This is a genomic window from Aquabacterium sp., from assembly GCF_016234775.1.
GTDB lineage: Bacteria > Pseudomonadota > Gammaproteobacteria > Burkholderiales > Burkholderiaceae_C > Aquabacterium.
On sequence record NZ_JACRAH010000056.1, the window covers coordinates 20661 to 44952 of the forward strand.

25 protein-coding genes are annotated in these 24292 nt (G+C 60.9%); 14 read left to right on the forward strand and 11 right to left on the reverse strand.

The genetic code is table 11. The features are described from left to right. Nucleotides 1–15 precede the first annotated feature (15 nt). The 4 genes from HY836_RS16975 (at nt 16) to HY836_RS16990 (ending at nt 5079) form a co-directional block, all read left to right on the forward strand. Nucleotides 16–876, forward strand: a complete 861-nt coding sequence (locus tag HY836_RS16975; protein WP_290678493.1) for a MaoC/PaaZ C-terminal domain-containing protein — start codon at nt 16–18, stop codon at nt 874–876. 63 nt (nt 877–939) lie between these two features. After that, the gene (locus HY836_RS16980; protein ID WP_290678498.1) at nt 940–2235 is read left to right on the forward strand and encodes an acetyl-CoA C-acetyltransferase; all 1296 of its coding nucleotides are present in this window, start codon (nt 940–942) and stop codon (nt 2233–2235) included. Between the two features lie 157 nt (nt 2236–2392). Continuing rightward, nucleotides 2393–4135, forward strand: a complete 1743-nt coding sequence (locus tag HY836_RS16985; protein ID WP_290678503.1) for an AMP-binding protein — start codon at nt 2393–2395, stop codon at nt 4133–4135. A 77-nt stretch (nt 4136–4212) separates the two neighbouring features. Then, a complete protein-coding gene (locus tag HY836_RS16990; protein WP_290678506.1) occupies nt 4213–5079 on the forward strand; it encodes a YbgC/FadM family acyl-CoA thioesterase in 867 nt (288 codons plus the stop codon). On the opposite strand, the gene HY836_RS16995 is transcribed toward HY836_RS16990, so the two are convergent. From HY836_RS16995 to HY836_RS17005, 3 genes are all read right to left on the reverse strand, one after another. Next, entirely contained in the window at nt 5069–6067 is a 999-nt protein-coding gene (locus HY836_RS16995; RefSeq protein ID WP_290678509.1) for an NRDE family protein, read from the reverse strand. The genes HY836_RS16990 and HY836_RS16995 overlap by 11 nt on opposite strands. An 11-nt stretch (nt 6068–6078) precedes the next feature. Beyond that, entirely contained in the window at nt 6079–6417 is a 339-nt protein-coding gene (locus tag HY836_RS17000) for a DUF4936 family protein (protein ID WP_290678512.1), read from the reverse strand. A 109-nt stretch (nt 6418–6526) separates the two neighbouring features. Further along, nucleotides 6527–7483, reverse strand: coding sequence for a folate-binding protein (locus HY836_RS17005; RefSeq protein ID WP_290678515.1), 957 nt, complete (start codon nt 7481–7483; stop codon nt 6527–6529). Between the two features lie 25 nt (nt 7484–7508). Between HY836_RS17005 and mltG the strand changes: the two genes are divergently transcribed. The 6 genes from mltG to HY836_RS17035 all read left to right on the forward strand — a co-directional run bounded on the left by mltG (nt 7509) and on the right by HY836_RS17035 (nt 12041). Then, nucleotides 7509–8573: an endolytic transglycosylase MltG gene (gene mltG, locus HY836_RS17010; protein WP_290678600.1), complete on the forward strand. Its 1065-nt coding sequence runs from the start codon at nt 7509–7511 to the stop codon at nt 8571–8573. Then, nucleotides 8570–9193: a dTMP kinase gene (gene tmk / locus HY836_RS17015; protein WP_290678518.1), complete on the forward strand. Its 624-nt coding sequence runs from the start codon at nt 8570–8572 to the stop codon at nt 9191–9193. Before mltG ends, tmk begins: the two co-directional genes overlap by 4 nt. Then, nucleotides 9190–10248, forward strand: a complete 1059-nt coding sequence (gene holB / locus HY836_RS17020; protein WP_290678521.1) for a DNA polymerase III subunit delta' — start codon at nt 9190–9192, stop codon at nt 10246–10248. Before tmk ends, holB begins: the two co-directional genes overlap by 4 nt. A 175-nt stretch (nt 10249–10423) precedes the next feature. Next, nucleotides 10424–10804, forward strand: coding sequence for a PilZ domain-containing protein (locus HY836_RS17025; RefSeq protein WP_290641497.1), 381 nt, complete (start codon nt 10424–10426; stop codon nt 10802–10804). 81 nt (nt 10805–10885) lie between these two features. Then, entirely contained in the window at nt 10886–11671 is a 786-nt protein-coding gene (locus tag HY836_RS17030; protein WP_290678523.1) for a TatD family hydrolase, read from the forward strand. Nucleotides 11672–11810: 139 nt separating this feature from the next. Next, the gene (locus HY836_RS17035) at nt 11811–12041 is read left to right on the forward strand and encodes a hypothetical protein (protein WP_290678526.1); all 231 of its coding nucleotides are present in this window, start codon (nt 11811–11813) and stop codon (nt 12039–12041) included. 87 nt (nt 12042–12128) lie between these two features. Here HY836_RS17035 and HY836_RS17040 read toward each other — a convergent pair whose 3' ends face one another. The 5 genes from HY836_RS17040 to HY836_RS17060 are packed head-to-tail and all read right to left on the reverse strand — an operon-like array spanning nt 12129 to nt 16029. Continuing rightward, nucleotides 12129–13178, reverse strand: a complete 1050-nt coding sequence (locus HY836_RS17040; protein WP_290678529.1) for an amino acid ABC transporter permease — start codon at nt 13176–13178, stop codon at nt 12129–12131. After that, nucleotides 13175–14035, reverse strand: coding sequence for an ABC transporter permease subunit (locus HY836_RS17045; protein WP_290678532.1), 861 nt, complete (start codon nt 14033–14035; stop codon nt 13175–13177). Before HY836_RS17045 ends, HY836_RS17040 begins: the two co-directional genes overlap by 4 nt. Before the next feature lie 45 nt (nt 14036–14080). Continuing rightward, the gene (locus HY836_RS17050) at nt 14081–15106 is read right to left on the reverse strand and encodes an amino acid ABC transporter substrate-binding protein (RefSeq protein WP_290678535.1); all 1026 of its coding nucleotides are present in this window, start codon (nt 15104–15106) and stop codon (nt 14081–14083) included. A gap of 57 nt (nt 15107–15163) precedes the next feature. Continuing rightward, nucleotides 15164–15580: a DUF6691 family protein gene (locus HY836_RS17055; protein WP_290678538.1), complete on the reverse strand. Its 417-nt coding sequence runs from the start codon at nt 15578–15580 to the stop codon at nt 15164–15166. A gap of 11 nt (nt 15581–15591) precedes the next feature. Continuing rightward, complete coding sequence (locus HY836_RS17060) at nt 15592–16029, reverse strand: YeeE/YedE thiosulfate transporter family protein (RefSeq protein WP_290678541.1); 438 nt, start codon at nt 16027–16029, stop codon at nt 15592–15594. Nucleotides 16030–16187: 158 nt separating this feature from the next. Between HY836_RS17060 and HY836_RS17065 the strand changes: the two genes are divergently transcribed. The 3 genes from HY836_RS17065 (at nt 16188) to HY836_RS17075 (ending at nt 20372) form a co-directional block, all read left to right on the forward strand. Next, the gene (locus HY836_RS17065) at nt 16188–17132 is read left to right on the forward strand and encodes a 3-hydroxyacyl-CoA dehydrogenase NAD-binding domain-containing protein (RefSeq protein WP_290678544.1); all 945 of its coding nucleotides are present in this window, start codon (nt 16188–16190) and stop codon (nt 17130–17132) included. A 3-nt stretch (nt 17133–17135) separates the two neighbouring features. Further along, complete coding sequence (locus HY836_RS17070; RefSeq protein WP_290678547.1) at nt 17136–17984, forward strand: SDR family oxidoreductase; 849 nt, start codon at nt 17136–17138, stop codon at nt 17982–17984. A 1035-nt stretch (nt 17985–19019) separates the two neighbouring features. Continuing rightward, a complete protein-coding gene (locus HY836_RS17075) occupies nt 19020–20372 on the forward strand; it encodes a hypothetical protein (protein WP_290678550.1) in 1353 nt (450 codons plus the stop codon). A gap of 739 nt (nt 20373–21111) precedes the next feature. Here HY836_RS17075 and HY836_RS17080 read toward each other — a convergent pair. The 3 genes from HY836_RS17080 to HY836_RS17090 are packed head-to-tail and all read right to left on the reverse strand — an operon-like array spanning nt 21112 to nt 23724. Beyond that, the gene (locus HY836_RS17080) at nt 21112–21780 is read right to left on the reverse strand and encodes a glutathione S-transferase family protein (protein ID WP_290678553.1); all 669 of its coding nucleotides are present in this window, start codon (nt 21778–21780) and stop codon (nt 21112–21114) included. A gap of 23 nt (nt 21781–21803) precedes the next feature. Then, nucleotides 21804–22925 (reverse strand): ABC transporter substrate-binding protein, encoded by a 1122-nt coding sequence (locus tag HY836_RS17085; protein WP_290678556.1) that lies wholly within the window; start codon nt 22923–22925, stop codon nt 21804–21806. Between the two features lie 13 nt (nt 22926–22938). Continuing rightward, a complete protein-coding gene (locus HY836_RS17090) occupies nt 22939–23724 on the reverse strand; it encodes a sulfite exporter TauE/SafE family protein (protein WP_290678603.1) in 786 nt (261 codons plus the stop codon). A 205-nt stretch (nt 23725–23929) separates the two neighbouring features. Between HY836_RS17090 and HY836_RS17095 the strand changes: the two genes are divergently transcribed. Next, entirely contained in the window at nt 23930–24244 is a 315-nt protein-coding gene (locus HY836_RS17095; RefSeq protein WP_290678559.1) for a hypothetical protein, read from the forward strand. Nucleotides 24245–24292: the final 48 nt, after the last annotated feature.

Sequence of the window (24292 nt, forward strand, 5' to 3'; positions counted from 1 at the left end):
GACGACGACCAGATCATGAAGATCATCGAAGTCAACAAGCTGCCCAGTGCCATTGCGCTGAACCTGGGTGCCTTGCGCTCCAGCAGCAAGCGCTCCGGCCCGGTGGATGCCTTGCCAGAGGTCACCTACGTGCGCCCGCGCGTGGTGGTCGATCCCAAGAAGGTCGCGGCTTACGCCAAGGTGTGCGGCTTCAGCAAGGCCCATGGTGTGCCCATGCTGTTTGCGCACATGGAGGCCTTCCCGCTGGCCATGATGTATTTCGGCAGCAAGGCCTTCCCATGGCCCGCCATGGGGACCGTGCACCTGGCCAACAGCGCCAAGCTGATCAAGCGCATCCATGCCGGCGACGAGTTGCGTATCGAGATGCGCTCGGGTGAGCTCTACGCACACGACAAGGGCCAGGTCTTCACGCTGCACGCCCGCGCCCTGCGCGCCGGCGAAGCGGTGTGGGAAAGCACCTGGACCTTGCTGCGCATGGGCGTACGCAATCCCAAGGGCACACCGTACACCAGCGCACTGGTTGACGAGACGCCCGTGTCTCATCAAGCCGATTTCTACGCTGGCGGCGGCATTGGCCGTGCCTACGGACGTGTCTCGGGTGACATCAACCCGATCCACCTCTCTGCATTCACAGCGAAGTTCCTGGGCTTTCGCAAGGCCATCGCACACGGCATGTGGACCAAGGCTCGCGCCCTGGCCATGTTGATGCCTCGCGAAGACGTGGACCACGCCGAAGTCATCGTCGAATTCAAGACCCCGTTGTTCCTGCCAGCTCGTGCCTCCTTGTGGGCCGCGCGTCAGGAGGGCGGTGCCTTGTTCGAAGTGCGCAACGCCAAGGGCGACAAGCCCCATCTGCGTGGTCGCGTGACCTACTGATCTGCTGCCTCATTGCCACCGTCAGCCATTCAACCCAATCAAAATCGAGAAGGACACCCTCTCATGAACACAACCGTCCGTCGCGTCGCCATCATCGGTGGCAACCGTATTCCTTTCGCCCGTTCCAACACGGTCTACTCCCACGCTTCCAACCAGGAAATGCTGACTGCCACGCTGCAAGGCCTGGTGGACCGCTTCAACCTGCATGGCAAGCGCCTGGGCGACGTCGCCGCCGGCGCAGTGATGAAGCACTCGCGTGACTTCAACCTGGTGCGCGAATCCGTGCTGTCCACGACGCTGTCGCCTGAAACACCGGCCTACGACCTGCAACAAGCTTGCGGCACGGGTCTGGAAGCCATCATGCTGGTGGCCAACAAGATCGCCCTGGGTCACATCGAGTGCGGTATCGGCGGCGGTGTGGACACCACGTCTGACGCCCCCATCGGCGTCAACGAGAAGATGCGCAAGATCCTGATGGAAGCTAACCGCGCCAAGGGAACGGTCGCGCAACTGAAGGTGATCTCCAAGATCCGCCCCAGCATGCTGGTCAAGCCTGCGATCCCCAAGAACGGCGAACCCCGCACCGGCTTCTCGATGGGTGAACACGCCGAACTGATGGCCCGTGAATGGGCGATCCCTCGCGAAGAGCAGGACCAGTTGGCTGTCAACAGCCACGCCAACCTGGCCCGCGCTTACAAGGACGGTTTCTTTGCCGACCTGATGACCCCGTTCAAGGGCGTGAACAAGGACAACAACCTGCGTGAGGGCCTGACCATCGAGAAGCTGCGCTCGCTCAAGCCTTGCTTCGACAAGAAGGTCGCCCCTGGCCAAGGCACGCTGACTCCAGGCAACTCCACGCCGCTGACCGATGGCGCCTCCGCCGTGCTGCTGGGCAGCGAAGAATGGGCCAAGGCCAACAACCTGCCTGTGCTGGCCTACATCACCTTCGCCGAAGTGGCGGCCGTTGACTTCTTCGGCCCCAAGAAGGAAGGCCTGTTGATGGCGCCTGCCTACGCCGTGCCACGCATGCTGGCTCGCGCCGGCATCAGCCTGCAGGACTTCGATTTCTATGAAATCCACGAAGCCTTTGCCGCTCAAGTGCTGTGCACACTGAAGGCCTGGGAAGATCCCAAGTACTGCAAGGAAAAGCTGGGCCTGGACAAGGCGCTGGGCAAGATCGATCGCAGCAAGCTCAACATCAACGGCAGCTCCCTGGCTGCTGGTCACCCCTTTGCTGCAACCGGTGGCCGTATCGTTGCCACGCTGGCGAAGATGCTGTCGCAAAAGGGTTCCGGCCGTGGCCTGATCTCGATCTGTGCAGCCGGCGGCCAAGGTGTCGTCGCGATCATCGAGCGTTAATTTTTTTCCTGATTTCCCGGGGCGGAAAACCCTTAAAGGGTGCCCCGGGATTGATACACTCCGTCACCTGACCAGGCGACCCGCATCAACCTCAGGTTAGATGTGGGCACAAAGCCATCCTGCCGCCAGTCCAGGCAGGCACATGAGGAGATTCCGGATGAACCAATCAGCCGCTGCGTCGGCTTCGCCCGCACAGTCCATCGTCAACCCTGATGGCTCGACCAACCGCATCTGGTTGTCGTCCTATGTGGCTGGTGTGCCGCACGACATCGATGTCAACAAGTACAGTTCGTTGAACCAGTACTTCGATGAGTGCATCAACAAGTACCGCAACCGTCCGGGCTTCGTGAGCATCGGCACGGAGATGTCGTACGACCGACTGGACCGGCTGGTCAACGCCTTTGCGGGCTGGTTGCAAAGCCAGGGTGTGAAGAAGGGCGATCGCGTGTCGATCATGCTGCCCAACACCTTCCAGTATCCGGTGTGCCTTTTCGCCGTGCTGAAAATCGGCGCCGTGGTGGTCAACGTCAACCCGCTGTACACCCCGCGTGAACTGAACCACCAGCTCAAGGACTCTGGCGCAGAAACCATCATCGTGATGGAAACTTTCGCCAAGACCTTGCAGGAAGCGCTGCCTGGCACCCAGGTCAAGCGCATCGTGCTGACCCAGATCGGTGACCTGCTGTCCGATGGCTTCATCAACCTCAAGGGCCGCGCGCTGAATTTCGTGCTGCGCAATGTACAGAAGATGGTGCCCGAATACAGCCTGCCAGGTGCGGTCTGGATTCGTGAAGTGCTCAAGGCTGGCGCGAAGGTCAAACTCAAGCCCGTGGACGTCAAGCAGGAAGACCTTGCCTTCCTGCAGTACACCGGCGGCACAACCGGTGTGGCCAAGGGCGCCATGCTCACTCACCGCAACGTGCTGGCCAACTGCCAGCAGGCGCTCGCTTTCGCCGAAGGCCAGCTGACGGGTGACACCGAGACCGTGGTCACGCCGCTGCCGCTGTATCACATCTTCTCGCTGACCGTGAACTGCCTGATCTTCATGGCGCTCGGCGGTCGCAATATCCTGATCGCCAACCCGCGTGACACCAAGCGCGTGATGATGATCCTCAAGAACGAGAACTTCAGCGGCATCACCTGCGTGAACACGCTGTACTCGTCCTTCCTGGACGATCCTGATTTCCGCAAGCGCGACTTCTCCAACCTGAAGCTGGCCGTGGCTGGCGGCATGGCCCTGCAACGCTCGATCGCAGAGCGCTGGAAGGAAGTCACCGGCAACTCCATCGTCGAAGGTTATGGCCTGACCGAGTGCTCGCCCATCGTGACGCAAGCCCCGGTGGACATCAGCAAGCCTGGTCCTGCCTTCACAGGCTCGATCGGCGTGCCTGTGCCCTCGACCGAAGTCCGCAACCGCCGTGACGATGGCACCTGGGCCAACATCGGCGAGCCCGGCGAGCTGTGCGTGCGTGGTCCTCAGGTGATGAAGGGTTACTGGCAGCGTCCTGAAGAAACCGCCAAGGTCATCGACAGCGAAGGCTGGCTGGCCACTGGCGACATCGCCGTGATGGACGAGCAAGGCTTCCTCAAGATCGTGGATCGCAAGAAGGACATGATCCTGGTTTCCGGCTTCAACGTGTACCCCAACGAAATCGAAGACGTTGTGGCCATGCACCCTGATGTCAAGGAATGTGCGGCTGTGGGCGTGCCCGATGAAGTCGCTGGCGAGCGCGTGAAGATCATCATCGTGCCGCGCAACCCTGGCCTGACCAAGGAAGCCATCATCGAGCACTGCCGCAAGAGCCTGACGGGCTACAAGATCCCCCGCATCGTCGAGTTCCGCAACGAAGAGTTGCCAAAGACGCCTGTGGGCAAGATCCTGCGCCGCGAACTGCGCTGAGCCCCCTCAGTTTCAGCTTCGCCACACCCCAACCCGCCCGGTTCGCCGCGCGGGTTTTTTCATGCACGATGACAGCCATGACACGCCCCGCCGATTTCAGTTTTTCCCACCGCCTGCGCGTGCGCTGGATGGAGGTGGATGCACAGCAAGTGGTCTTCAATGGCCACTACCTGACCTATCTGGATGTGGGTATATCGGAGTACTGGCGCGCCGTTGGCCTGCCTTACCCGGAAGGCGTCAAGCACGAGCAAGGCGATATCTTCGTGCGCCGCAACACGCTGGAATACCACGCACCGGCTCGACTGGACGACTGGCTGGACATCGGCGTGCGCTGCGAGCGCATCGGCAACTCGTCCATCACCATCGCCTGGGCGATTTGGGCCCAGGGGCGCTTGCTGGTGACCGGTGAAACCGTCTACGTGCACACCAGCTTGCTCACCGGCAAATCTGCCCCCGTTCCCGAGTCGATCCGACTGCAGATCGAGCTGCATGCGCAGCAGCAGGGCGTGCATCGGATCGTGTGTGGCACGTGGAAAGACATGGCCGACGCCGCCCGGGCCGTGCGGATCGCCGTGTTCGTGCAGGAGCAAGGCATTGACGAATCCGAAGAATGGGATGACGACGATGCGGGTGCCATCCACGCGGTGGCGAGCAACCTCGCTGGATTGCCCCTGGCGACCGGGCGCCTGATCTTCATGGGTCAGCAGGCTGGTCATGCCAAGATCGGCCGCATGGCCGTGTTGCGCAGTACCCGCGGAATCGGGCTGGGAGATCAGGTCCTCAAGACGCTTATGGGCGAGGCGCGCTCACGTGGCGTCGGTCATCTCAGTCTGAACGCCCAGGTTAGTGCGCAAGCTTTTTATGCCCGCCACGGTTTCACGCCAGACGGGGAGATGTTCGACGAAGTCGGCATTCCACATCAGCGCATGTCAATCACACTTTGAGTGGCCGCACCCGGCTGCTCTTGATCAAGCTGCGTGCACGCGACTTGCGGATTGGCTCCACCTCTGGCAGTGCGTGGTTATCTATCTCAGAAACGGGGCTGCTTTCGAATGCATCTTCGTGGCGCATGGAAGGCGGCGGCAATGTGGCATCCAGCTTGGCCACTTCGGCTTCGGCCATCGTGTGGCGTGGAGGCCAGTTCTTGAGCGTGACGCGGCGCAACAGCGCCATGCTCGATGTCGGCGTGAACGTGCGCTCCAGCACATGCGTCACCAGGCGCTTGTTGACGCGTTCGGTGATGACCACTGTCGAACAACGCGTCCCATACAAGCCGTTTTCCGACTTGATGAACGCGGGCGACAGCAGGCGCTCCCATTCTTGTGACACGCCGGTGTGAGGCAGTTGTTCATCAGGTGCTGGCGTGGGGTCGGCCAGTGCCTCGAACAGGCTGTTGATCAGCACCTCGGTATCGCCAGCCTGTGACACGGCCTGACGCATCTTTGCCTTGAGCTGCTGGACCTTGGGCCAGGGTGTGTTGAGGATGGCGTTAGAGAGCCCGAACACGCCGCGCTGCAAGCGCTCGGGAAACAGCTTGCGGTTGTTGACCCAAAAGCACTCGCCGGCGGCGAAGTCCAGCGCCAGCATGTTGAAGCCGTTGTAGCCCGAAATCGCCAGACGCGGCCACAGCATGGGCATGGTCGTGTCGCCCTTGAGCCACTGGGGCACGATCTGTCCGCGCGAAGGCGCTTGCGGATCCATGTCCTGCGGATTGCGGATGTTGGTGATCAGGCCCAGGCGCCCATGGGCCGTCAGCCCCAGCCAGGTGCCACCGGCATGCAGGTCGCGGCCCCCCAGGATGGGCGGACCGCCGTCCTCCGGCTCCCACCAGCCAAGGCGGGCAGCAGCACGGTCATAGAACTCGTCCCGATTTGCGGCCAGCACAAAAGGGAAACGGCTGCTTTGGTCGAGAGCCAGGGCTACCAGGCACATCGGGAACCTCTTTAATCGGGTCTGGCAGGCTCGCCACGAGGGCTCGCTGCCATGGGGCAAAACACTTCCGTGTGACGCGGTCCGATCAGGTCCGGCGGCAAGGCTGCGACCAGCGCAGCCAGACTTTGCTCACACGCCAGGCTGATGCCGGATGGGTGCTCGTAGACTTCCATCCAGGTTTGCGCTTGTGCATCCATCGCCATATCGGCGCGCTGCATCAACCGCGCGTTCAGGCCAGGATACGCCTCGCGCAGCTGGGCGTGGATGGCATCCACGGCACGGCGAGAGGCATCCTGCTGGCGCACAGGCACACGGTAATACACGAACAGTGATCGGGGCGCGTCAGACATATTGAACTTGTCACTGGAAGGCAGCGTAACCGATGATGCAGCGCCGCAATGTGCCCCAAGGTAACAAGGCCGCAGAAACGCGGCCTTGTAGCGTTAAGGAATTGGCGGCTCAGGCGGCTTCTTCGGCCTGCGGCACTTCGTAGGGCAGGGCGCCCATGGTCAGGGCCACGCCTTCAGCCGAGCCTGCGCGCAGATCGCTGCCCAAGGCATTGAGCTTCAACTCCACCAGCGCGCTGTGCACACCGTTGGCCGAAGCAGTGTTGACCACCAGACCAGCGGGTTGCGCTGGGTCCGCCGAGCTGAAAACTTCTTGCCCCGGCTGGAGCGCTGCAGCGGCATGCACCACGAACGCGCGGCGCTTGGTGGTGCCACGGTATTGGCTGCGCGCGACCACCTCCTGGCCGGGGTAGCAGCCCTTCTTGAAGTTCACGCCGCCAATCAGCTCGAAATTGATCATCTGGGGCACGAACTGATCAACGGTGGCGGCTTCGATACGGGGCAGCCCGCTCATCACGTCCAACCACTGCCAGGCACCTGCGTCCAGGGCAGGCAAGGCGTCCACAAGGGCCTGCGCATCGGCTTTAGGGCCAACCCAGTACCAGCGTCTGGCGCCGAGCACCGCAGGCAGACCGACCAGCCATCCGTTCAGAACAGGCTGAACACCCCATGGCGCGCCGGCCGCGGCATCACCGAGATGCGCGGCAGCGGGCTCACCCAGCAGGCCGACCACAGCCATCGAAGCGCCCGCATCGCTGAGCTTGACCTTGGAGCGCATCACGAACATCGACAAGCGCTTGAGCAAGCCTGGCAGCACCTGGCTGTCGGTCAGCATCAGAATCTGCTCAGAAGCGGGGCGCAGGTTCAGCAAACTCGCCAGCATGCGGCCCTTGGCCGAACAGTAGGCAGCCAGGCGTGCCTCCTGGGCAGTCTGGCCATTGATGTCCTGGCTGAACTGGCCGTGCAGAAAGTTGGCGGCATCGGCGCCGTCGGCCGAAATGATGCCCAGATCGGACAAAAGCAGGGCGCCGCCCCACGAAGTTGGATCAGGAAGTTGGATGGAGCTCATGGGCCTCATTATCATCACGCCCGTCATGCATCAGAAATCACACCGCGTGTATCCCACTTCCTCCGTACGGCAAAAGGGCGGCGTCTTGCGCGCGCTCCTGGGCTTGCTGATCGTTGCCGCCCTGTCGCTGGGCGGTGGTGCGTACTGGTGGCTGAACCAGCCCCTGCGCTTGTCCAGCCCGTCGATCGAGCTGTCGGTCGAGACCGGCGCCACGCCCCGTGACATTGCCCGCGACTGGGTGGAGGCCGGTGTGGACGCCTCGCCATGGATGCTCTACCAGTGGTTCAAGCTGTCGGGCCAATCGCGCCAGATGCGCGCCGGCAGCTACGAACTGGCACAAGGCAGCACACCCCGCGACCTGTTGCGCATGATGGTGCGCGGAGACGAGCGCCTGTCCGCCGTCAGGCTGATCGACGGGTGGACGTTCCGCCGCTTCAGGGCCGAATTGGCACAGGCGGACGGGCTCAAGCAAACCACCGCGGGTCTGAGCGACGCCGAGATCATGGTGCTACTGGGCGAGCCAGGCGCGCCGGCCGAAGGGCATTTCTTCCCCGATACCTATTCCTACGCCAAGGGCAGCACGGACCTGGCCGTGATGAAGCGCGCCCTGCACGCCATGCAAAAGCACCTGGATGCAGCCTGGGCACAACGCCAGGCCAATACCTCGGTCAAGACGCCGCAGGAGGCGCTGACGCTGGCCTCCATCGTGGAAAAGGAAACCGGCCGGGAGTCCGATCGCCCGATGATCTCGGGTGTATTCAACAACCGCCTGCGCATCGGCATGCCCCTGCAGACCGACCCCACCGTGATCTACGGCCTGGGCGAGCAGTTCGACGGCAACTTGCGCAGGGTTCATCTCCAGACGGACACGCCTTTCAACACCTACACCCGCACCGGTCTGCCACCCACACCGATCGCCATGCCGGGCAAGGCCGCCTTGCTGGCCGCCGTGAGGCCCGCCGACACCAAAGCGCTGTATTTCGTGGCACGCGGTGACGGCAGCAGTGCCTTCAGCGCCACATTGGCTGAGCATAATCGGGCAGTCAACCAGTACCAGCGTGCACAACGCAATCCCGGAAAGAGTCCATGAGCATCCATAAGGGCCGATTCATCACCTTCGAAGGCATCGACGGCGCCGGCAAGACCACGCACATGGACGCACTGGAGCAAGCCTGGCAACAAGCTGGCCGCGAGGTGGTCCGAACACGCGAGCCCGGCGGCACGCCTCTGGCTGAAAAGCTGCGCGGCCTGTTTCTGCACGACGCGATGGACCCGCTTACCGAAGCGCTGCTGGTGTTCGCCGCCCGGCGCGACCACATCCAGACGGTGATCCAGCCCGCACTGGCTCGTGGCGCCTGGGTGCTGTGTGATCGCTTCACCGACGCCACGTTTGCCTATCAGGGCGGCGGCAGGGGCTTCGATCAGACGGTTCTGAGTACGCTGGAGGGCTGGGTGCAAGACGGCTTGCAACCAGATCTCACCTTGCTGTTTGACCTGGACCCTGCCATTGCGGCGGCGCGCCTGAGCGCTGCCCGGCAACCGGATCGTTTCGAAGCCCAGGATCAGGCCTTTTTCGAGCGCGTTCGTGGCGCTTATCTCGCGCGTCAACAGGCACAGCCCGCGCGATTTGCCGTGATCCATGCTGACCAGACCCAGGCCGACGTGGCCGCGCAGATTCAGTTGGCGCTGGCGCAGAGAGGCTTGCTGTGAGCGAACCTCGCGCGGCCTTGTGGCCCTGGCTGGAAAAGCCGCTCGAAGCCGCCCTGGCGCAACTCAGCAGCCACGCGGCGCTGTTGCATGGCCCGGAAGGTGTCGGCCAGTTCGAGTTTGCGCTGGCGCTGGCACGCGCCTGGCTGTGTGAAAGCCAGCCTGCGGGACAGGCCTATGCGCCCGCCTGTGGGCGTTGCGCCAGTTGCCGCCTGATCGACGCCGGATCGCACCCGGATCTGATGGTGATCCTGCCCGAGGCCTTGCAGGCCAGCCTGGGTTGGCAAGCCGCGGGGGAAGAAACCGACAGCGGCAGCGAGAAATCCGGCAAGACCAAAAAGCTGAGCCAGGAAATCAAGGTGGATGCCATCCGCGCCGTGGTGCAGTTTTCGCAGAACACGGCCTCACGTGGCCGAGCCAAGGTGGTGCTCGTGCATCCGGCCGAGCGCATGAACCTGATTTCGGCCAACACGCTGCTGAAAACACTGGAAGAGCCTCCCGGGCAGGTGCGATTCGTCCTCAGCGGCGCGACGCTGGATGAACTGCTGCCCACGGTTCGCAGCCGTTGCCAGGCCTGGCGCTTGCCGCTGCCGGCGCCGGATGTCGCCGCATCCTGGTTGCAGACACAAATACAGGGCGTGTCCCCGGAAGATGCCAGGATCTTGCTCGACGCGGCTGGCGGCCAACCTTTGACAGCTCGTGATCGCCACCAATTGGGGCTGGATGCCCGATATTGGCCACAGATACCCAAAGATCTGCTCAATGGTGCGGCCACTGCGTTGACCCAATGGCCCCTGACGCTGGTGGTGGAAACGCTCCAGAAAGTGTGTCACGACCTGGCCTGTGTCGCGGCAGGGGCGTCTCCCCGCTACTTCCCCACCCACAGCCTGCCCGCCGTGACCGACCTCCATCTGCTGACAACCTGGGGCCAGGAGTTGCGCAAGACCGCGCGCCACGCGGAACACCCCTGGAACCAGAACCTGAAGGTGGAGGCCTTGCTGCTGCAGGCCCGTGCCGTGATGCGCCCACGGCCTGTCAGGGCCAGGCCTACCGCCTGATTGAGGGTGCAACAGGATTATTTCTGGCTCAGGGTGTTTCCAGAAGTAAAGCCAGCGCAAGGTGAGGGCAATTTCACAGTCTTTCTCAAGGCCGTGGCGGTACACTTCGTCCACGATGAGTGAGTTCCAGACTACAGCCCTGCCTTCTGCCTTCGCCCCGTCCGGGCCCGGTCGGATGGGTGCCCCGCTTGGCGCGCCAGGGGCCGCTGCCGCATCAACGCGTCCCAGCGTCATCCAGCTCGTGTTCCGCGAGAAGGGCGCGCTGTACGCCGCTTACATCCCCGCCTTCACCGAGGGTGGCCTGTTCGTGCCAACCACGCGTGAGTACACCCTGGGCGACGACATTTACCTGCTGCTGTCGCTCCCTGAGGACAACCAGCGCTACCCCGTGGCCGGCAAGATCGCCTGGATCACGCCCGCCAATGCATCGGGTGGCCGCACTCAAGGTGTGGGCGTGCGCTTCCCTGGTGACGACAAGACCCGTCTGCTGCGCGTGAAGATCGAGCAGATTCTGGGCACCAATATTTCCTCCAGCAAGCCAACTCAGACCCTGTAAAGCAGCGTCGAGCTCTTTGCGGCAACAATAGCGGGTTGACACCAGTCAAACCCGCTTTTTTGTTTGCCCGACGCTGCCGCCATGTTTGTCGATACGCACTGCCACCTCAACTTCCCGCAATACGCCGAGACCATCGACCAGATCCGGGCTGACATGCACGCCAGCGGCGTGGACCGCGCCCTGTGCATCAGCACCACCCTGGAAGAGTTTCCGCAAGTGCATGCACTCGCGATGCGCTTCGACAACTTCTGGGCCACGGTCGGCGTGCATCCCGATAACGAAGGCGTTCTGGAGCCCACGCTGCAGGACTTGCTGGACCGCGCGGCCTTGCCACGCGTGGTCGGCATTGGTGAAACAGGCCTGGACTACTACCGACTGGGTGAGCGCAGTGTGGCCGACATGGCATGGCAGCGCGATCGCTTCCGTGTGCACATCCAGGCCGCGATCAAGACCGGCCTGCCGCTGGTGATCCACACCCGCGAAGCCTGTGCCGACACCCTGGCCATCCTCAAGGAAGAAGGGCAAGGCAAGGTGCGCGGTGTCTTCCACTGTTTCACCGAAAACGAGATGGTCGCCCGCGCCGCGCTGGACATGGGCTTTCACATTTCCTTCTCCGGCATCCTCACCTTCAAGAACGCGGCAGACATTCGAGATGTGGCTCGCATGGTGCCCATCGACCGCTGCCTGATCGAAACCGACAGCCCCTATCTGGCGCCCGCACCCCACCGAGGCAAGCTCAACTCGCCCGCCTATGTTTCGCTCGTTGCCAAGCAACTTGCCGAGCTCAAAGGCATGGATGTGGAAGAGCTGGGGCGCATGACTTCTGGCAACTTCGAGCAATTGTTCTCGCTCGTTCAATCGCACTGAGGGTTAGCCCACACCACGAAGAAAACCCTTGTCAGACAATTTCTGACAGGCGGTTTGGTTGTTCGGCGACTACCGCCTCCAGCCCGAGATGCCTACAGTGAACACATCACGACGACATCTCTCACACCCGGAGGCCCTTATGCAAAAGCAAAGTCTGTATGCCAACCCGTTTGCCCTGATGATGGACCCGCAAGCTGTGCTGGAAGCGATGGAGCGCTCGGAGCGCCTCAACCGCCTGCAAAGCCGCGTTTGCCGTCCGCTGGACAAGCCGCTGATCCCGCTGGTTGCCAGCGACGAGCAGGCATACGACAGCGAAGTGGATGCCTCGCCCGATATCGAACTGGAAGAAAGCGCTGAAGACCAGGTCTGAAGCGGTTTCTCGAACCCTTTCTTGCGGCGCTTAGCAGCGTGTAATGGCCCGTCCTCGTGACGGGCCATTTTTCTTGGGTGCGCCCAATCAGTGCGAGCCTTTGACCCAGCTTTGCTCCAGCGACCGCCCCATGCGAGACAGGCCCAGGCACATGGCGGCGTACACCAGCCCGACAGCCAGATAGGCCTCGAAGTAGTAGGGGCGCCACAAGGGATCGCCGCCCAGGCTCAACGAGAGCCCACCGGTGAATTCGTGCAAGCCGATCACCATCACCAACGAGCTGTCCTTGAGCAAGCCAATGCCGTGCCCGACCAGGGCGGGCAGCACCGACCGCAAGGCTTGCGGCAACACCACCATCCATTGCGTCTGCCACCAGGTCAGACCGAGGATGGCCGCGGCTTCGCTTTGATCCTGCGTCACGGTCTGCAGACCACCGCGCACCACCTCGGCCATGTAGACCGCAGAGAACAAGGTCAAGGCCAACGTGGCGCGCCAGACCAGCGGGACGGGATGCTCCAGCGGGATCAACACAGGCAACATGAAGGCGGCCATGAAGAGCAAGGTCACCAATGGCACACCGCGAACCACTTCGATCACGGCGGTGGCAGGCCACTTCAACCAGATGCGCTTCGAGCGGCGGGCCAGGGCCAGCGCAATGGCCAGCGGTACGGACACCAGCCAGCTCACGGCGAACAGCCACAAGGTCAAGGGCAGACCACCCCAGGCATCGAAAGGCACCACAGGCAGCCCGGCGATGCCGCCATGCATCAGCACGGTCGCGGCCAGCACCGCTGCCACCAGCGTCATCAAGCCTTTGGCTGAAGCCACGCCACGCCAGCCGGCCAGCCATGCCAGCAGACACAAGAGCAGATTGCCAACCAGCACGCTGATCGGCCGCCACTGTTGTTCAAACGGATAGTGGCCCAGCAGGATGGGGCGCAGCTTCTCGGGGACCACACCCCAGCAGGCACCTTGATGCTGCAAGGCCTGACATGCCTGAACATCTGGCCGGAACACCGCGCGGATCACGGCCCAGTCCAGCAAGTGCCACACCAGCCAGGCACCCAGCAGTATGGCTGCCGCCGACAACACACGTGCAGGCCAGCTCATGGCCGCGGTGCGAACCACGATGCTCATGCCGGCCCCTTGACGGCATGCCGCGCATTGAACCAGTTCATGAACGCGGCCGTGCACAGCGACATGAAGAGGTAAACCGACATCATGACCAGCACGCATTCGGTCACCCGGCCGGTCTGGTTCAAGGCCGTGTTGCCCACGGACACCAGATCCGGGTAGCCCACGGCCACAGCCAGGGACGAGTTCTTGATCAGATTGAGGAACTGGTTGGTGGCCGCAGGCACGATGGTGCGCAAGGCCTGGGGCAGCAGGACCTGCGTGATCTGTTGCCAGCGCGTGGCGCCCAAGGTCTCTGCGGCCTCCATCAGGCTGGCGGGCACCGCCTCGATACCGCCGCGAATTACCTCGGCCAGAAAGGCGCCGGTATACAGGCTCAGTGCCAGCGCCAAGGCCAGGTACTCGGGTGACACGGCTGCACCACCCACAACGTTGAAGGTGTCTTGCTGCGGCCAGCTCCACGCCCATGCGCCGCCATCCTCTGCAGGCCCCAACCAGGGAAAGGCCAGCCCGCCCTTGCTCAGCCAGATGCCGGGCAGTACTGCCAGCGCCTGCGTTGAATCGGGCAGCCACTCGATCAGCAGGAAGTACCACATCAGAAGTTGCAACAGCAGGGGCGTGTTGCGGATGGTGTCCACATAGATGCCGGCCATGACGCGCCAGCCAACAACACGAGAGGTGCGGCCCAATGCCACGGTCAGGCCGATGGCCACCGCCATGATCAGGGCGGGCAAGGACACCCGCAAGGTGTTGCCCACGCCGACCAGCATCGCTCGCCATAAGGGCTGCGCCGAGTCATACAGCAGCAGCCCGGTTTCGCCGATGTCAAAGCCGGCCGGTTGGGTCAGAAAGTCCAGCATCGCAGCTTGTCTTGCAGGTCAGTGCAGTGGCAGGTCAGCCGCAGCTCAGCGGATGGGCGGCGGATAGATCAGACCGCCCTGGTTCCACAAACGGTTGGCCCCGCGCGGCAGCTTGAGCTGCGACTGCCCCCCCACATTGCGCTCGAAGATCTCGCCGTAATTCCCGACTGCTTTCACAGCCTTGTAGGCCCAGGCTTTGTCCAGTCCCAGCAACTTGCCCGTGTCTTCGCCCGTGCCCATCAGCCGCTGGATGGCCGGGTCTGCGGAAGCCTTCATCTGGTCCGCATTGGCTTGCGTGATGCCCAGTTCCTCGGCTTCCTGCAGCGCGAAGATGGTCCACTTCACGATGGCAAACCAGTCGTCGTCACCACGGCGCACGGCAGGACCAAGCGGCTCCTTGGAGATCAAATCGGGCAGCAGCACATAGTCGTCCGGATTGGGCGCTTCCTTGTTGCGGATGCTGGCCAGTGCGGACGAATCGGCGGTGTAGGCCTGGCAACGGCCTGCGAACAGGGCCTTGAAACCCGCCTCATAGGTATCGAACACCACGGGCTTGATGACCAGCTTGTTGGCGCGGGAAAAATCAGCCAGGTTCTTCTCGGTGGTGGTGCCGGCCTGCACGCAGACCTGCGCATTCTTCAACTGCTTCGCACTGTTGACCTTGAGCTTCTTGGGCACCAGAAAGCCCTGGCCGTCGATGTAGGTGATGGCGGTGAAGTGCAGGCCCAGGGAGGCGTCACGGGTGAGCGTCCAGGAGGTGTTGCGCGACAGAATGTCGATCTGGCCGGACTGCAAGGCCGTGAAGCGCTGCTGCGCATTGAGCGCCGTGTAGGCCACCTTGTCCGGGTCACCCAGCACGGCAGCGGCCACGGCGCGGCAGAAGTCCACATCGAATCCGAACCACTTGCCTTTGGCATCCGGCGCTGAGAACCCGGCCACGCCGGTGCTCACACCACATTGCACCTGGCCCCGCTGTTTGACGGCATCCAGGGTCTTGCCTGCGTGGGCTTGCGGCACCAGAACGGCGCAGGCGAGGGCGATCAAGGGCGCCAGGTAGGAACGTGCTTGCATGTGACCTCTGATCTCGCTCTGAGAAGACATGAGGCAAGCATACGTGAGGAAGGACGCTCAAGCCCGGCGCGCGAACTTTCTGTGCAAAAACCCACCAAGCAACATGGCAGGTACGAACAGATAAGCCTCGACATTGCCCGACAGCAGGGTGGCCAGGGCAGGGCCCGGGCAGTAGCCGGTCAGACCCCAGCCGATCCCGAACAGGGCCGAGCCCAGCAGCAGTTGGCGATCCACGTGCACCAGCGTGGGCAAATGAAAGCGCTCACCCAATAACGGGGCCTTGCGCCTGAGAACAAGTCGAAAGCCAACCAGGGTGATCATCACCGCAGCACCCATCACGAAAGCCAGGCTGGGATCCCAGGTTCCGGCCACATCCAGAAAGTTCAGTACCTTCAAGGGGTTGGTCATTTGCGCAATGGCCAGGCCCAGGCCGAAAACGGCGCCAGCCAGCAGGCAGCTCATCCATTTCAACATGACTACGCCTCTCAACCCTGCACCACGTGGCGCATCACAAACACCGTGAGGCCGCCTGTGGCCATGAAGCACAAGGTGGCCACCAGCGAGCGCACGGACATGCGCCCCAGCCCGCAGACACCGTGCCCACTGGTGCAGCCGTTCCCCATGGACGTGCCGTAGCCCACGAGCAAGCCGCCCAGTACGAGCAACCCGGCAGGGAAATGCTGACGCGGGTTCACCACCTCGCCCGACCACCTGAAATACGCCCAGGTGCTCAGGATCATGCCCAGCAGGAAGGTCACTCGCCAGCCGGACTCCATCCACTTGCCTTGCCGCAAGCCATCCACCACGCCATGGGCGATGTTGCTGATGCCGGCCAATCTGCCGGAACAGGCCAGCAAGATCACGGCCGAGGTGCCGATCAAGGCCCCGCCGATCAGACCGGCGACGGGGGTGAAATCGTTCATCGAGGTACTCCAGAACTGTCGAGGGCGGGAGCTTACCAAGGGAATGGGTACCTGGGGGCGTATCTAGCTCACGACAATTTGACGACACATATCTTCAGTTATAGACTGCCGCACCTCACATACTCAACGATCAAGCAGGTCGATTCGGAGCCCTTGTAATGACAGAGTGGAACATCACCGTGATAGGCGGAGGGCTGATCGGCGCGTCCTGGACGGCGCTGTTCCTGGCACATGGCCACACGGTCTGCCTGCACGACCTGGCCCTCGACGCCGAAGCGCGTGTTCGCACGGAACTGCGGCGTGTTCAGCCTTTCATGAGCGAGCTGGGTTTGCCGCTGGATCCGGACTCCCGCCGGCTGTCGTTCGAATCCGATCTGGGCAAGGCAGTGAAGGGCGCGGACGTGGTCCAGGAATGTGGTCCGGAGCGGCTCGCCTTCAAACAGCGCTTGTGGGCAGATGTCGAGAAGCACTGCAGTGCTGAAACGCTGTTGCTCTCGTCCAGCTCCGGCATGACCGCGTCCATGCAGTCCAAGGCCATGAAGAGCCCGCAAAGAATGCTGGTGGGCCATCCCTTCAATCCGCCGCATCTCATTCCGCTGGTCGAAGTGGTGCCTGGCGGCAAGACCTCGGACTCATCGACCCAACGCGCCAAGGCCTTCTACGAATCGCTGGGCAAGCGGGTGGTGGTCTTGCACAAGGAGATCCCCGGTTTTGTCGCCAACCGCATTCAGGCGGCCGTGATCCGCGAATCAGTGGCGCTGGTCCGCCAGGGCGTGGTGTCAGCTGAAGACCTGGATGTGGCCGTGACCCAATCTCTGGGCCTGCGCTGGGCCACGGGCGGCCCGTTTCTGTCTGCGCACCTCGGCGGCGGGCAAGGCGGCGTCCGCGCCTTCTTCAAGCAGTTCGCCAACGGGCTGCAACTGCTCTGGCTGCACACCAGACTCAGGCCGGTCTTTCTGTCGGCCGCCACGCAGCGGGCCCTGGCCAAAGGTGTGGAACAGGCTTACGGCAGCCAGACCATCGATCAACTGAGCACCCTGCGGGATCAACAACAGATCGCCATCCTTCGCGCCTTGAACAAGGCACCTTCCAGCGAGATGTAAACCATGAAGCTTTCATCCAACGAAGTCGTGCTGATCACGGGTTGTGGTTCCGGTATTGGCAAGGCCCTGGCCAGAGCCTTTCACCAGCGAGGGTTTCAGGTGTGTGCCACGGCGCGGCGGCCGGACACGATGCGTGATCTGCAAGCTGAAGGCATCATGACCATGGCGCTGGACGTCACCAGCAAGGACGCCATCGCCAGCGTCATCGAGCAGCTGCAGGCCAAGGGCCTTCATGCGGGCGTGCTGGTCAACAACGCGGGCTATGGTGCGATGGGGCCATTGATTGATGTACCCGACAGCGAATGGCAAAAACAGTTCGACGTCAACCTGTTTGCACCAATGGCGCTTACCAGAGCCGTGGTGCCAGCGATGATCGCGCGCGGTAGCGGCATGGTGGTGAACATCAGCAGCGTTTCTGGCGTGATGACCACGCCGTTTGCCGGCCCCTATTGCGCGAGCAAGGCAGCGTTCAATTCGATGTCGGACGCCTTGCGCATGGAGCTGGCGCCATTGGGCATCCGCGTGTTCACCGTGCAGCCCGGCGGCATCCAGTCATCCTTTGGGGACAGCGCTGCCGGCCAGGTCAGCCTGGCGCCGGATTCGCCATACCAGGCGATTCGAGATGGTGTGATGGCCCGTGCCAATGAAAGCCAGAGCAAGGCCATGCCGGCGGAGGTGTTCGCTGGCTTGTTGATGGATCAACTCAAGCGGCCCGCATGCCCGCCAGTGATCCGTCTTGGGGAGAAAAGCAGCTTGTTGCCGTTCCTCAAACAATGGGTGCCAGCGCGGCTGCTGGATCGCGTGTTGAGCAAGCGGTTTCAGTTGGACAGACTGGTTGGGCGCAAGGGTTGAGTTGCCGGCCTGCGGGGCCGACGGGAGTCCTGAAGGTGCTCTCTTTCACACCCAGCATACTTATCAGAACAGATAGTTAGGGCATGCCACTGTTATTCGATTTCGCCATGTAAAGAGGCCGTATTTTACTGAAGCGTTTTTGCAAAATGCATGTGCTACAAACGTTGCAAATGATTCGCAACGCACATCGGGTCGGCGTTGTGATTGATGACGTAGGCCGGTTTAGGTGTTGCGTTTGCGCAGACGGCTGCCCTACCTCCGAGATGGGACTTATGGAAATCAACCGCGAAGAGCCAGCGGTAGAAAAGCTGTGCGACTTGGGATGAGAGGTAAGACTTGACATTGCGCTGACGTCTGCCTTTGGGGTCTCGCCGCTCCAAATCAGTCGGTCTGATCCGAACATTGGGGATCAGACACTGGGCGTACGCGGCTCAGTCTCGATCGCGGTCGGCGGCATACCATCCCGAGCAGTAGTAGCAGCAGCGGTACTCAACGCCGCGACCATCGTAGGCCCAGGTTTCAAGGTCTCCGGCCGTCATCCGAGCACCACAGCGCGTGCAGAATTGAGGCGCACGAGGGCGGTATCGGGTCCATCGCGCCGACGTGAGCTCCCTCATCGATCCAGCCACCAAACGCACAGCCGAGAAGGAGGCTCGGGCAGATCAGGCGGCGAACACCTTTGAGGCAGTAGCCCGCGAATGACACAAGGCCGTGCACGTCGCCAAGGTGTCAGAGGGCCACGCGGCGCGGAACCTGCTGCGTCTGGAGCAGGATGCCCTCCCTATATCGGCGCCATGCCCATCTCCGAGTTCACGGCGCCAAAGCTGCTGGACACGCTGCGCAGGTCTCGTTCGCCATACAAAACCCCGACTGATCAGCGTAGAGTGAACAGATGACCTGCTGAAGCACTGTCCTTGCAGCCGACACAAGAGATTCATTTTGAGATGGATCAAAACCGCGCAATACCAACATGATCAGGATTGCCTTGCGGACTTCGTCCGCAGATCAAACACAGTCAAAGCAGAGGAAATCGACATGAATTCACCCATCCGAGGAAACGCCCATCCGAGCGATAGCACCATTCAAGCTCGGCCATTCGACCAATGCACAGGTCTTTACTGCATCTCAACGCCAACAAATCCACGCTATCTTTACCCGCTGGTCATCGAGAGTCTGACCGCGATCTACATCGCCAGACAAAAGATCGACTGCCACTACGACGCCGATTCCGCCTCGCTGTTCTTCGATAACCAGACGATTGAAAACAAAAAGAGAAGCGGCTTGTTCAAGTTTTCTGATGCGCCGGACGGCAAGAGGATCTTCACCGGCTACATCACAATTGCCAATCCAAGCTCACGGGACGACGTCACGGGCGTCCAAATCTTAAAAACCCAAGTCTGGGCGACACCTGCCACTTCACAGTCATTGCAGGGTTCCGGTCTGGAGCACACCTGGGTCACCATGCGCGATGCCAGCTGCTGGAGGTCTGGAGGAGGGGGGCCTACTTACTACTGCAGCCCGGACAAATGGGTCAAAGTGGGCAACACGCCGGTCTACTTTCCGCCCGAAGGTCGATTGCTCAACTCCACATCCGCTGGTGACCCCAATAAGGCTAATTGCGTTGGTGGCGAGGAATCCAAGTTCCTGGGGGCATTGGATTGGTTTGCAGGCATCGTTTATGGCTTGAATGGTGTGTGTCACCAAATGGCCAATCGTCTTCTCCTGGCCGCAGACAAGCTAACGGTATCAGGCGCGCAGGGCTACACCCTATCCTGCATTCAGTTCGGGCGTTACGGCACGATAGGCTCCATCGAATTCGTCCTGTCCTATTTCGGCTGGGCTGCGCTGCCGGCTGTAATCCCTGCGCTGGCGGCCTTTCTCGCCGGCGCACAGGTTGAGTTCGGCGTACGGTGCGGTAAATGCGAGGTGCCCTACCCGGGACCTGTCTTGCTCAATCAAAACACCGACGATGTGCTTCAAGAGATGCGCAGGATGTCGGTAGATGAACTCCACTCATTCTGGCTCGACCTTTATGAGTGCCACCTTGCAGATCTTAAAGACCTGTTCAAAGAAAAGGTGGGCGAACGCATCAACAACGTAACACTCGGTGCACTCATTGCGCTGTATAGGGAGATGCTGTCGCCATCTAGGGTGGTCATTGAGCACCTGCACAGCATGATTCAGCCACCGCTAGATCTCCAGCAATTTGAACAAATCCACCTCGATACCCATCATTGGCTGGCGTTCGCCCATCAGTTCAATGAAAGGGTCAATGCGCAGCAACGCCGGGTCGCCACGCTCTTGTCCCGGGATGATTACATGGCGCTGTTCGACGCTGCGCCCGAGCAAGAGCTCGTATTGATTGATCCGCAGATCATGGCGAAGTGAATTGGACAAGCAATGACGACGGCAGCATCTTCCTTCTCAGCTGCAGCGTGCAGTACCAGCTCTGATTAGATTGATCTTCCGCTGATCGAAAAGGCAACCAGGCAGTGCGTGTCAATACGCTGGACGCACAGCTGAAGGCTTGAGCACAATGCCTCGCAACGAGAGTTGCGGGGCATTGCTACTTATGGGGTAAGCCGTCAATTGAACACGGCCTTGCGTGCAGAGCCGCGCCTGCTATAGGCAAGGCTGAGCACTTTGCGGACTTGGATCAATTTCTTGAGTGAATTCATGCGCGGACCATCCGGATCGAGCGACTTGCCGCAAATTATGCGAGGGACAAACGGCTGCCCAGTAGCTTGGTACAGCATTCGCCTCGATGAGAACGGGACGACGCCGGTCCGAGACGTACAGCATGAATCGGAATGGCGCTGGGCCATCAGTTCAAAGGCTGCAAGCTTAAAGCGTCGACGCATCAGCGGTAGTTGATCTCCATACGCAACGTATTAAAGTACTTAAAAACACAGCCGCGTTGCCTTACTCCTTGGTAACGCAACGCCTGCTCAACTACCGTAAATTGCCACGATGTATATTATGTAAACTCACATATCGAATTGAGGCAACAGACCAAACACGGCCGGCATCCATCCTCCATCCATTGAATGAATCTCGCGAGCACAGCACACCTTCTGGCTCGCCCCACCAGTTCAAACGCGGCTGCTCTTGCGTGAATGAGTGAGGCTCATGGCCTCATATCGGGCGCTGCGACTTCAGGCGCGCCCTGCTCTTTAGCCGCCTGCCATTGCACCGCTTGAGCCTGCTGATAGGCCGAACGCTCCTGCAAGCGAGCCCAATAAGCCGCAACATGATCAGGGAATTGCGCAGACAACCCCAGATGCTGGGCGAGCAACAAGGCATAACCCACTGACACATCGGCAGCCGTGAACCGGCCTGCGCACAGGTAGGGCTTGTCCGCCAAGCGTGCGTCCAGCGTTTTCAACCTGGCCAGGAACCACTTGGCGTAGTCTTGGGTCACCTGAGGTTGGCGTCGTGCTTCGGGTTCGAAATACGAGTACCGCAACACCAGGGTCTGCGGGAACGTGAGTGTGGCCTCGCCGAAATGCAGGTAGTTGAGGTAATCGCCGTAGGCGTCCTCATTCACGGCCACATCGAGCTGGCCAGGGCTGTGACGCGCAGCAAGGTACTGGCACATGGCGGCGGACTCGCTCATGCGTGTCTGGCCATCCACCAGCAAAGGAATCGTACCCAGAGGATTCAGCGCCAGAAAGTCCTTGCGGTGCACCCGTGGCGGAAACGGCAACACATGCAACTCGTAGGGCAAGCCCAGCTCTTCAAGCAACCACAAGGGCCGAAATGATCGCGCACTGATGCAGTGAAAAAGTTGAATCATGGGCGCGTCAAAATGTGGTCAGGTCAATGAATGAGTCTGCCACGCTTGTCCAGGGTCACAAGATCGACAAAATTGCTCCCCTGGTGATCGCCCTTTGAATAGCGAACCACGATGCCCCCCAGGTCCTGGCGCTCCATGCCTTCCAGTGCGCTGTGAATGCCACGCGCACTGATGGTCGGGGCTTGTTCGAGCGCGCGCACCAGCACCTTGGCCGACACATACCCCTCAAGGGTGCGGTAATTGACCACCAGCCCTGGCTTGCGAGAAGCCGTGGCCATGAACTCCTTGGTGATCGGCAAATGGATGCGATTGGGGTCCGGCAAGATCTGGCTGTAGGGATTGCCACCGACCACATCAGGACCCAACTTGGCGAACTGGGCGTAGATATCGGTGATGGACGTCTGATAGATGGTCGGACGTGAATGCCCAGAGGCACGAGCCAAGCTGAACATCTCTCTCGAAAACGATTCACACGAAGACGGGTTGCACAGTGCGATCACGGTTTGTGCATCCAGGTTCAATATCTGTTGCGCCTGAGGCTTCAGGTCTGCAGACTTGCGCTCGAAACTGACCTTCCCCACCAGGTTGATATTGGGGTAGGTCTTCTTGGTGCGCTCGACAATGTACTGGTAGAGCGGGTCTCCAAACTTGTCATGCTGAACCAGCACCGCCAGTTTGACCGGCGAGATCGACATGTGCTTGAGCATCTCGTCGACCTCAGACCGATAGCTCGCCCGCACGGGGAAAACAACTCCGCTGGCACGCACACTGTCCGCCCCCGTAATGGGTGCGATCAGTGGCACGTCGTTTTCCTGCGCGACCTTGATCACGGCTTCGGTCGGATCCGTACCCCGCGTCCCGAACAAGGCTACGACCTTGCGATCCTTGATCAGGGTTCTGGCGTTGCCTGACGCCTTCTCGGCCGAAAAGGCGTCATCCAGGCTGACCAACTTCACGGGCCGGCCACGGATGCCGCCGGCTGCGTTCACACGCTCCAGATACGCCAACGCACCCGCATTGAAATCTCGCATTTGCGTGGCTGCCACGCTCGAAAAATCGGCCGTTTGCCCGATGAGGATGTCTTCTGCGGCATAGGCAGCAAAAGAAGACCAGCCCACGAGCGTAGCGAACAACAAATGCTTCATTCCTGCAAACTCCTCAAGACATCATCAACCTCAGTGATGACATGATCAAAGCAAATATCAAAATCTGACGCAAGGTTTTGGTTGAAAACTTTGCGGACAGACTCACACCGATTGGCGCGAAGGCCAGCCCCCCCACAATAACGGCCGCCATACCTGCTGCAGACAGCAGAGGCGCGCTTTCTGGTGATGAATCAGAAATCAATGCGTGCGACAGAACATAACCTGTCACTGACAGAAATCCCACCGTGGAGCCAATGATGTTGGCTGTCGCGATGGCATCTTTGAAACGCACCCCTGCCCCGTACACAAAATACGCAATCGTATAAGTACCGCCCCCCACGCCAATCAATGCCGAGACACCGCCAATGGCCCCACCGAAGGAGAGGTCGCGCAAGCGCGAAGGATCCCGCCTTTCCGTCAGCTCTTTGATCGGCCACAACATGACCATGGCCAGGCACAATTGCAGCACGGCAACCATCTGGGGGCTGATAAAGGACTTTGAACCACCTGCGAGACATGCCACCAACGGAGTAATGAAGAACACCCCGATGATGAAATACCTGGCCCCCGACAAAAGCACCAATCGCTCCTGATGCGTTCTGATTCGCAACTGCTTGACGGTGGCGCCAATTGAATTGAACAGAACCGCAAACCATGACACGACGATGGCATCGTGAATCACCGGCGGGCCATAGAGCCATACCAGAACTGGGACAATGACAATGCCCCCAGCCAACCCCACCAGACCCGCGATCAGGCCAGACAGCGCCCCCGCTACGAGCAGCATAATAACATCCATCTTCTTCACCCCGTTTGTTAAATTGATTGAACTCAATACCCTTGAGTCAAGGCTTGCACATTCGGCGCCATGCTGATAAATGGTCCGGAAATCTGATAATCAAGAAATGCCCCACCCATTCGCGGCTTGCGGGGCGGGCAATGCAATGCTTGCAAAATCGCAACACACCCCATCACATGAGGGGTTACGGTTAACGTGGGCTCGCATGACAATGCAGGCACTGCAGCGCAAATGGCTTGACCGACGGTATACAAAGCTTCACCTGCTTGACATTCAGTATCGTGACGGCGGAAGGCAATGTCAGGCACAGATGCGCCATACCCTTATGGAATACTACCCATTCGGGTTAACAGATCTGTGGCAGTTGCTCGCGGCCTCCTTCGTTGCGCTGATCCCACGCCTGATCCTTGTCAATACAGATCGCCGCCTGGCCTGGGTTTCACTCGTGCAGAACCTTTTTGATCCAAAGGTAATCCAGCACGTGAACACAATCATACATCTGCAACATGTGACAGATTAATGCGCAATACCTGCATGGATATGCGACATCAATGGCCTGACGGTGTTA

What these genes read in the sequence shown, in the direction of transcription:
- HY836_RS17080 (WP_290678553.1), bottom strand. Translation starts at nt 21,780, where the DNA reads ATGATTCAACTTTTTCACTGCATCAGTGCGCGATCATTTCGGCCCTTG.
- HY836_RS17025 (WP_290641497.1), top strand. Translation starts at nt 10,424, where the DNA reads ATGGGTGCCCCGCTTGGCGCGCCAGGGGCCGCTGCCGCATCAACGCGT.
- HY836_RS17035 (WP_290678526.1), top strand. Translation starts at nt 11,811, where the DNA reads ATGCAAAAGCAAAGTCTGTATGCCAACCCGTTTGCCCTGATGATGGAC.
- HY836_RS17095 (WP_290678559.1), top strand. Translation starts at nt 23,930, where the DNA reads ATGACAATGCAGGCACTGCAGCGCAAATGGCTTGACCGACGGTATACA.
- HY836_RS16975 (WP_290678493.1), top strand. Translation starts at nt 16, where the DNA reads ATGAAGATCATCGAAGTCAACAAGCTGCCCAGTGCCATTGCGCTGAAC.
- HY836_RS16990 (WP_290678506.1), top strand. Translation starts at nt 4,213, where the DNA reads ATGACACGCCCCGCCGATTTCAGTTTTTCCCACCGCCTGCGCGTGCGC.
- HY836_RS16980 (WP_290678498.1), top strand. Translation starts at nt 940, where the DNA reads ATGAACACAACCGTCCGTCGCGTCGCCATCATCGGTGGCAACCGTATT.
- HY836_RS17065 (WP_290678544.1), top strand. Translation starts at nt 16,188, where the DNA reads ATGACAGAGTGGAACATCACCGTGATAGGCGGAGGGCTGATCGGCGCG.
- HY836_RS17040 (WP_290678529.1), bottom strand. Translation starts at nt 13,178, where the DNA reads ATGAGCATCGTGGTTCGCACCGCGGCCATGAGCTGGCCTGCACGTGTG.
- HY836_RS17060 (WP_290678541.1), bottom strand. Translation starts at nt 16,029, where the DNA reads ATGAACGATTTCACCCCCGTCGCCGGTCTGATCGGCGGGGCCTTGATC.
- HY836_RS17000 (WP_290678512.1), bottom strand. Translation starts at nt 6,417, where the DNA reads ATGTCTGACGCGCCCCGATCACTGTTCGTGTATTACCGTGTGCCTGTG.
- HY836_RS17070 (WP_290678547.1), top strand. Translation starts at nt 17,136, where the DNA reads ATGAAGCTTTCATCCAACGAAGTCGTGCTGATCACGGGTTGTGGTTCC.
- HY836_RS17045 (WP_290678532.1), bottom strand. Translation starts at nt 14,035, where the DNA reads ATGCTGGACTTTCTGACCCAACCGGCCGGCTTTGACATCGGCGAAACC.
- mltG (WP_290678600.1), top strand. Translation starts at nt 7,509, where the DNA reads ATGCATCAGAAATCACACCGCGTGTATCCCACTTCCTCCGTACGGCAA.
- HY836_RS17090 (WP_290678603.1), bottom strand. Translation starts at nt 23,724, where the DNA reads ATGGATGTTATTATGCTGCTCGTAGCGGGGGCGCTGTCTGGCCTGATC.
- HY836_RS17085 (WP_290678556.1), bottom strand. Translation starts at nt 22,925, where the DNA reads ATGAAGCATTTGTTGTTCGCTACGCTCGTGGGCTGGTCTTCTTTTGCT.
- HY836_RS17030 (WP_290678523.1), top strand. Translation starts at nt 10,886, where the DNA reads ATGTTTGTCGATACGCACTGCCACCTCAACTTCCCGCAATACGCCGAG.
- HY836_RS16985 (WP_290678503.1), top strand. Translation starts at nt 2,393, where the DNA reads ATGAACCAATCAGCCGCTGCGTCGGCTTCGCCCGCACAGTCCATCGTC.
- HY836_RS17075 (WP_290678550.1), top strand. Translation starts at nt 19,020, where the DNA reads ATGAATTCACCCATCCGAGGAAACGCCCATCCGAGCGATAGCACCATT.
- HY836_RS17050 (WP_290678535.1), bottom strand. Translation starts at nt 15,106, where the DNA reads ATGCAAGCACGTTCCTACCTGGCGCCCTTGATCGCCCTCGCCTGCGCC.
- tmk (WP_290678518.1), top strand. Translation starts at nt 8,570, where the DNA reads ATGAGCATCCATAAGGGCCGATTCATCACCTTCGAAGGCATCGACGGC.
- HY836_RS17005 (WP_290678515.1), bottom strand. Translation starts at nt 7,483, where the DNA reads ATGAGCTCCATCCAACTTCCTGATCCAACTTCGTGGGGCGGCGCCCTG.
- HY836_RS17055 (WP_290678538.1), bottom strand. Translation starts at nt 15,580, where the DNA reads ATGTTGAAATGGATGAGCTGCCTGCTGGCTGGCGCCGTTTTCGGCCTG.
- HY836_RS16995 (WP_290678509.1), bottom strand. Translation starts at nt 6,067, where the DNA reads ATGTGCCTGGTAGCCCTGGCTCTCGACCAAAGCAGCCGTTTCCCTTTT.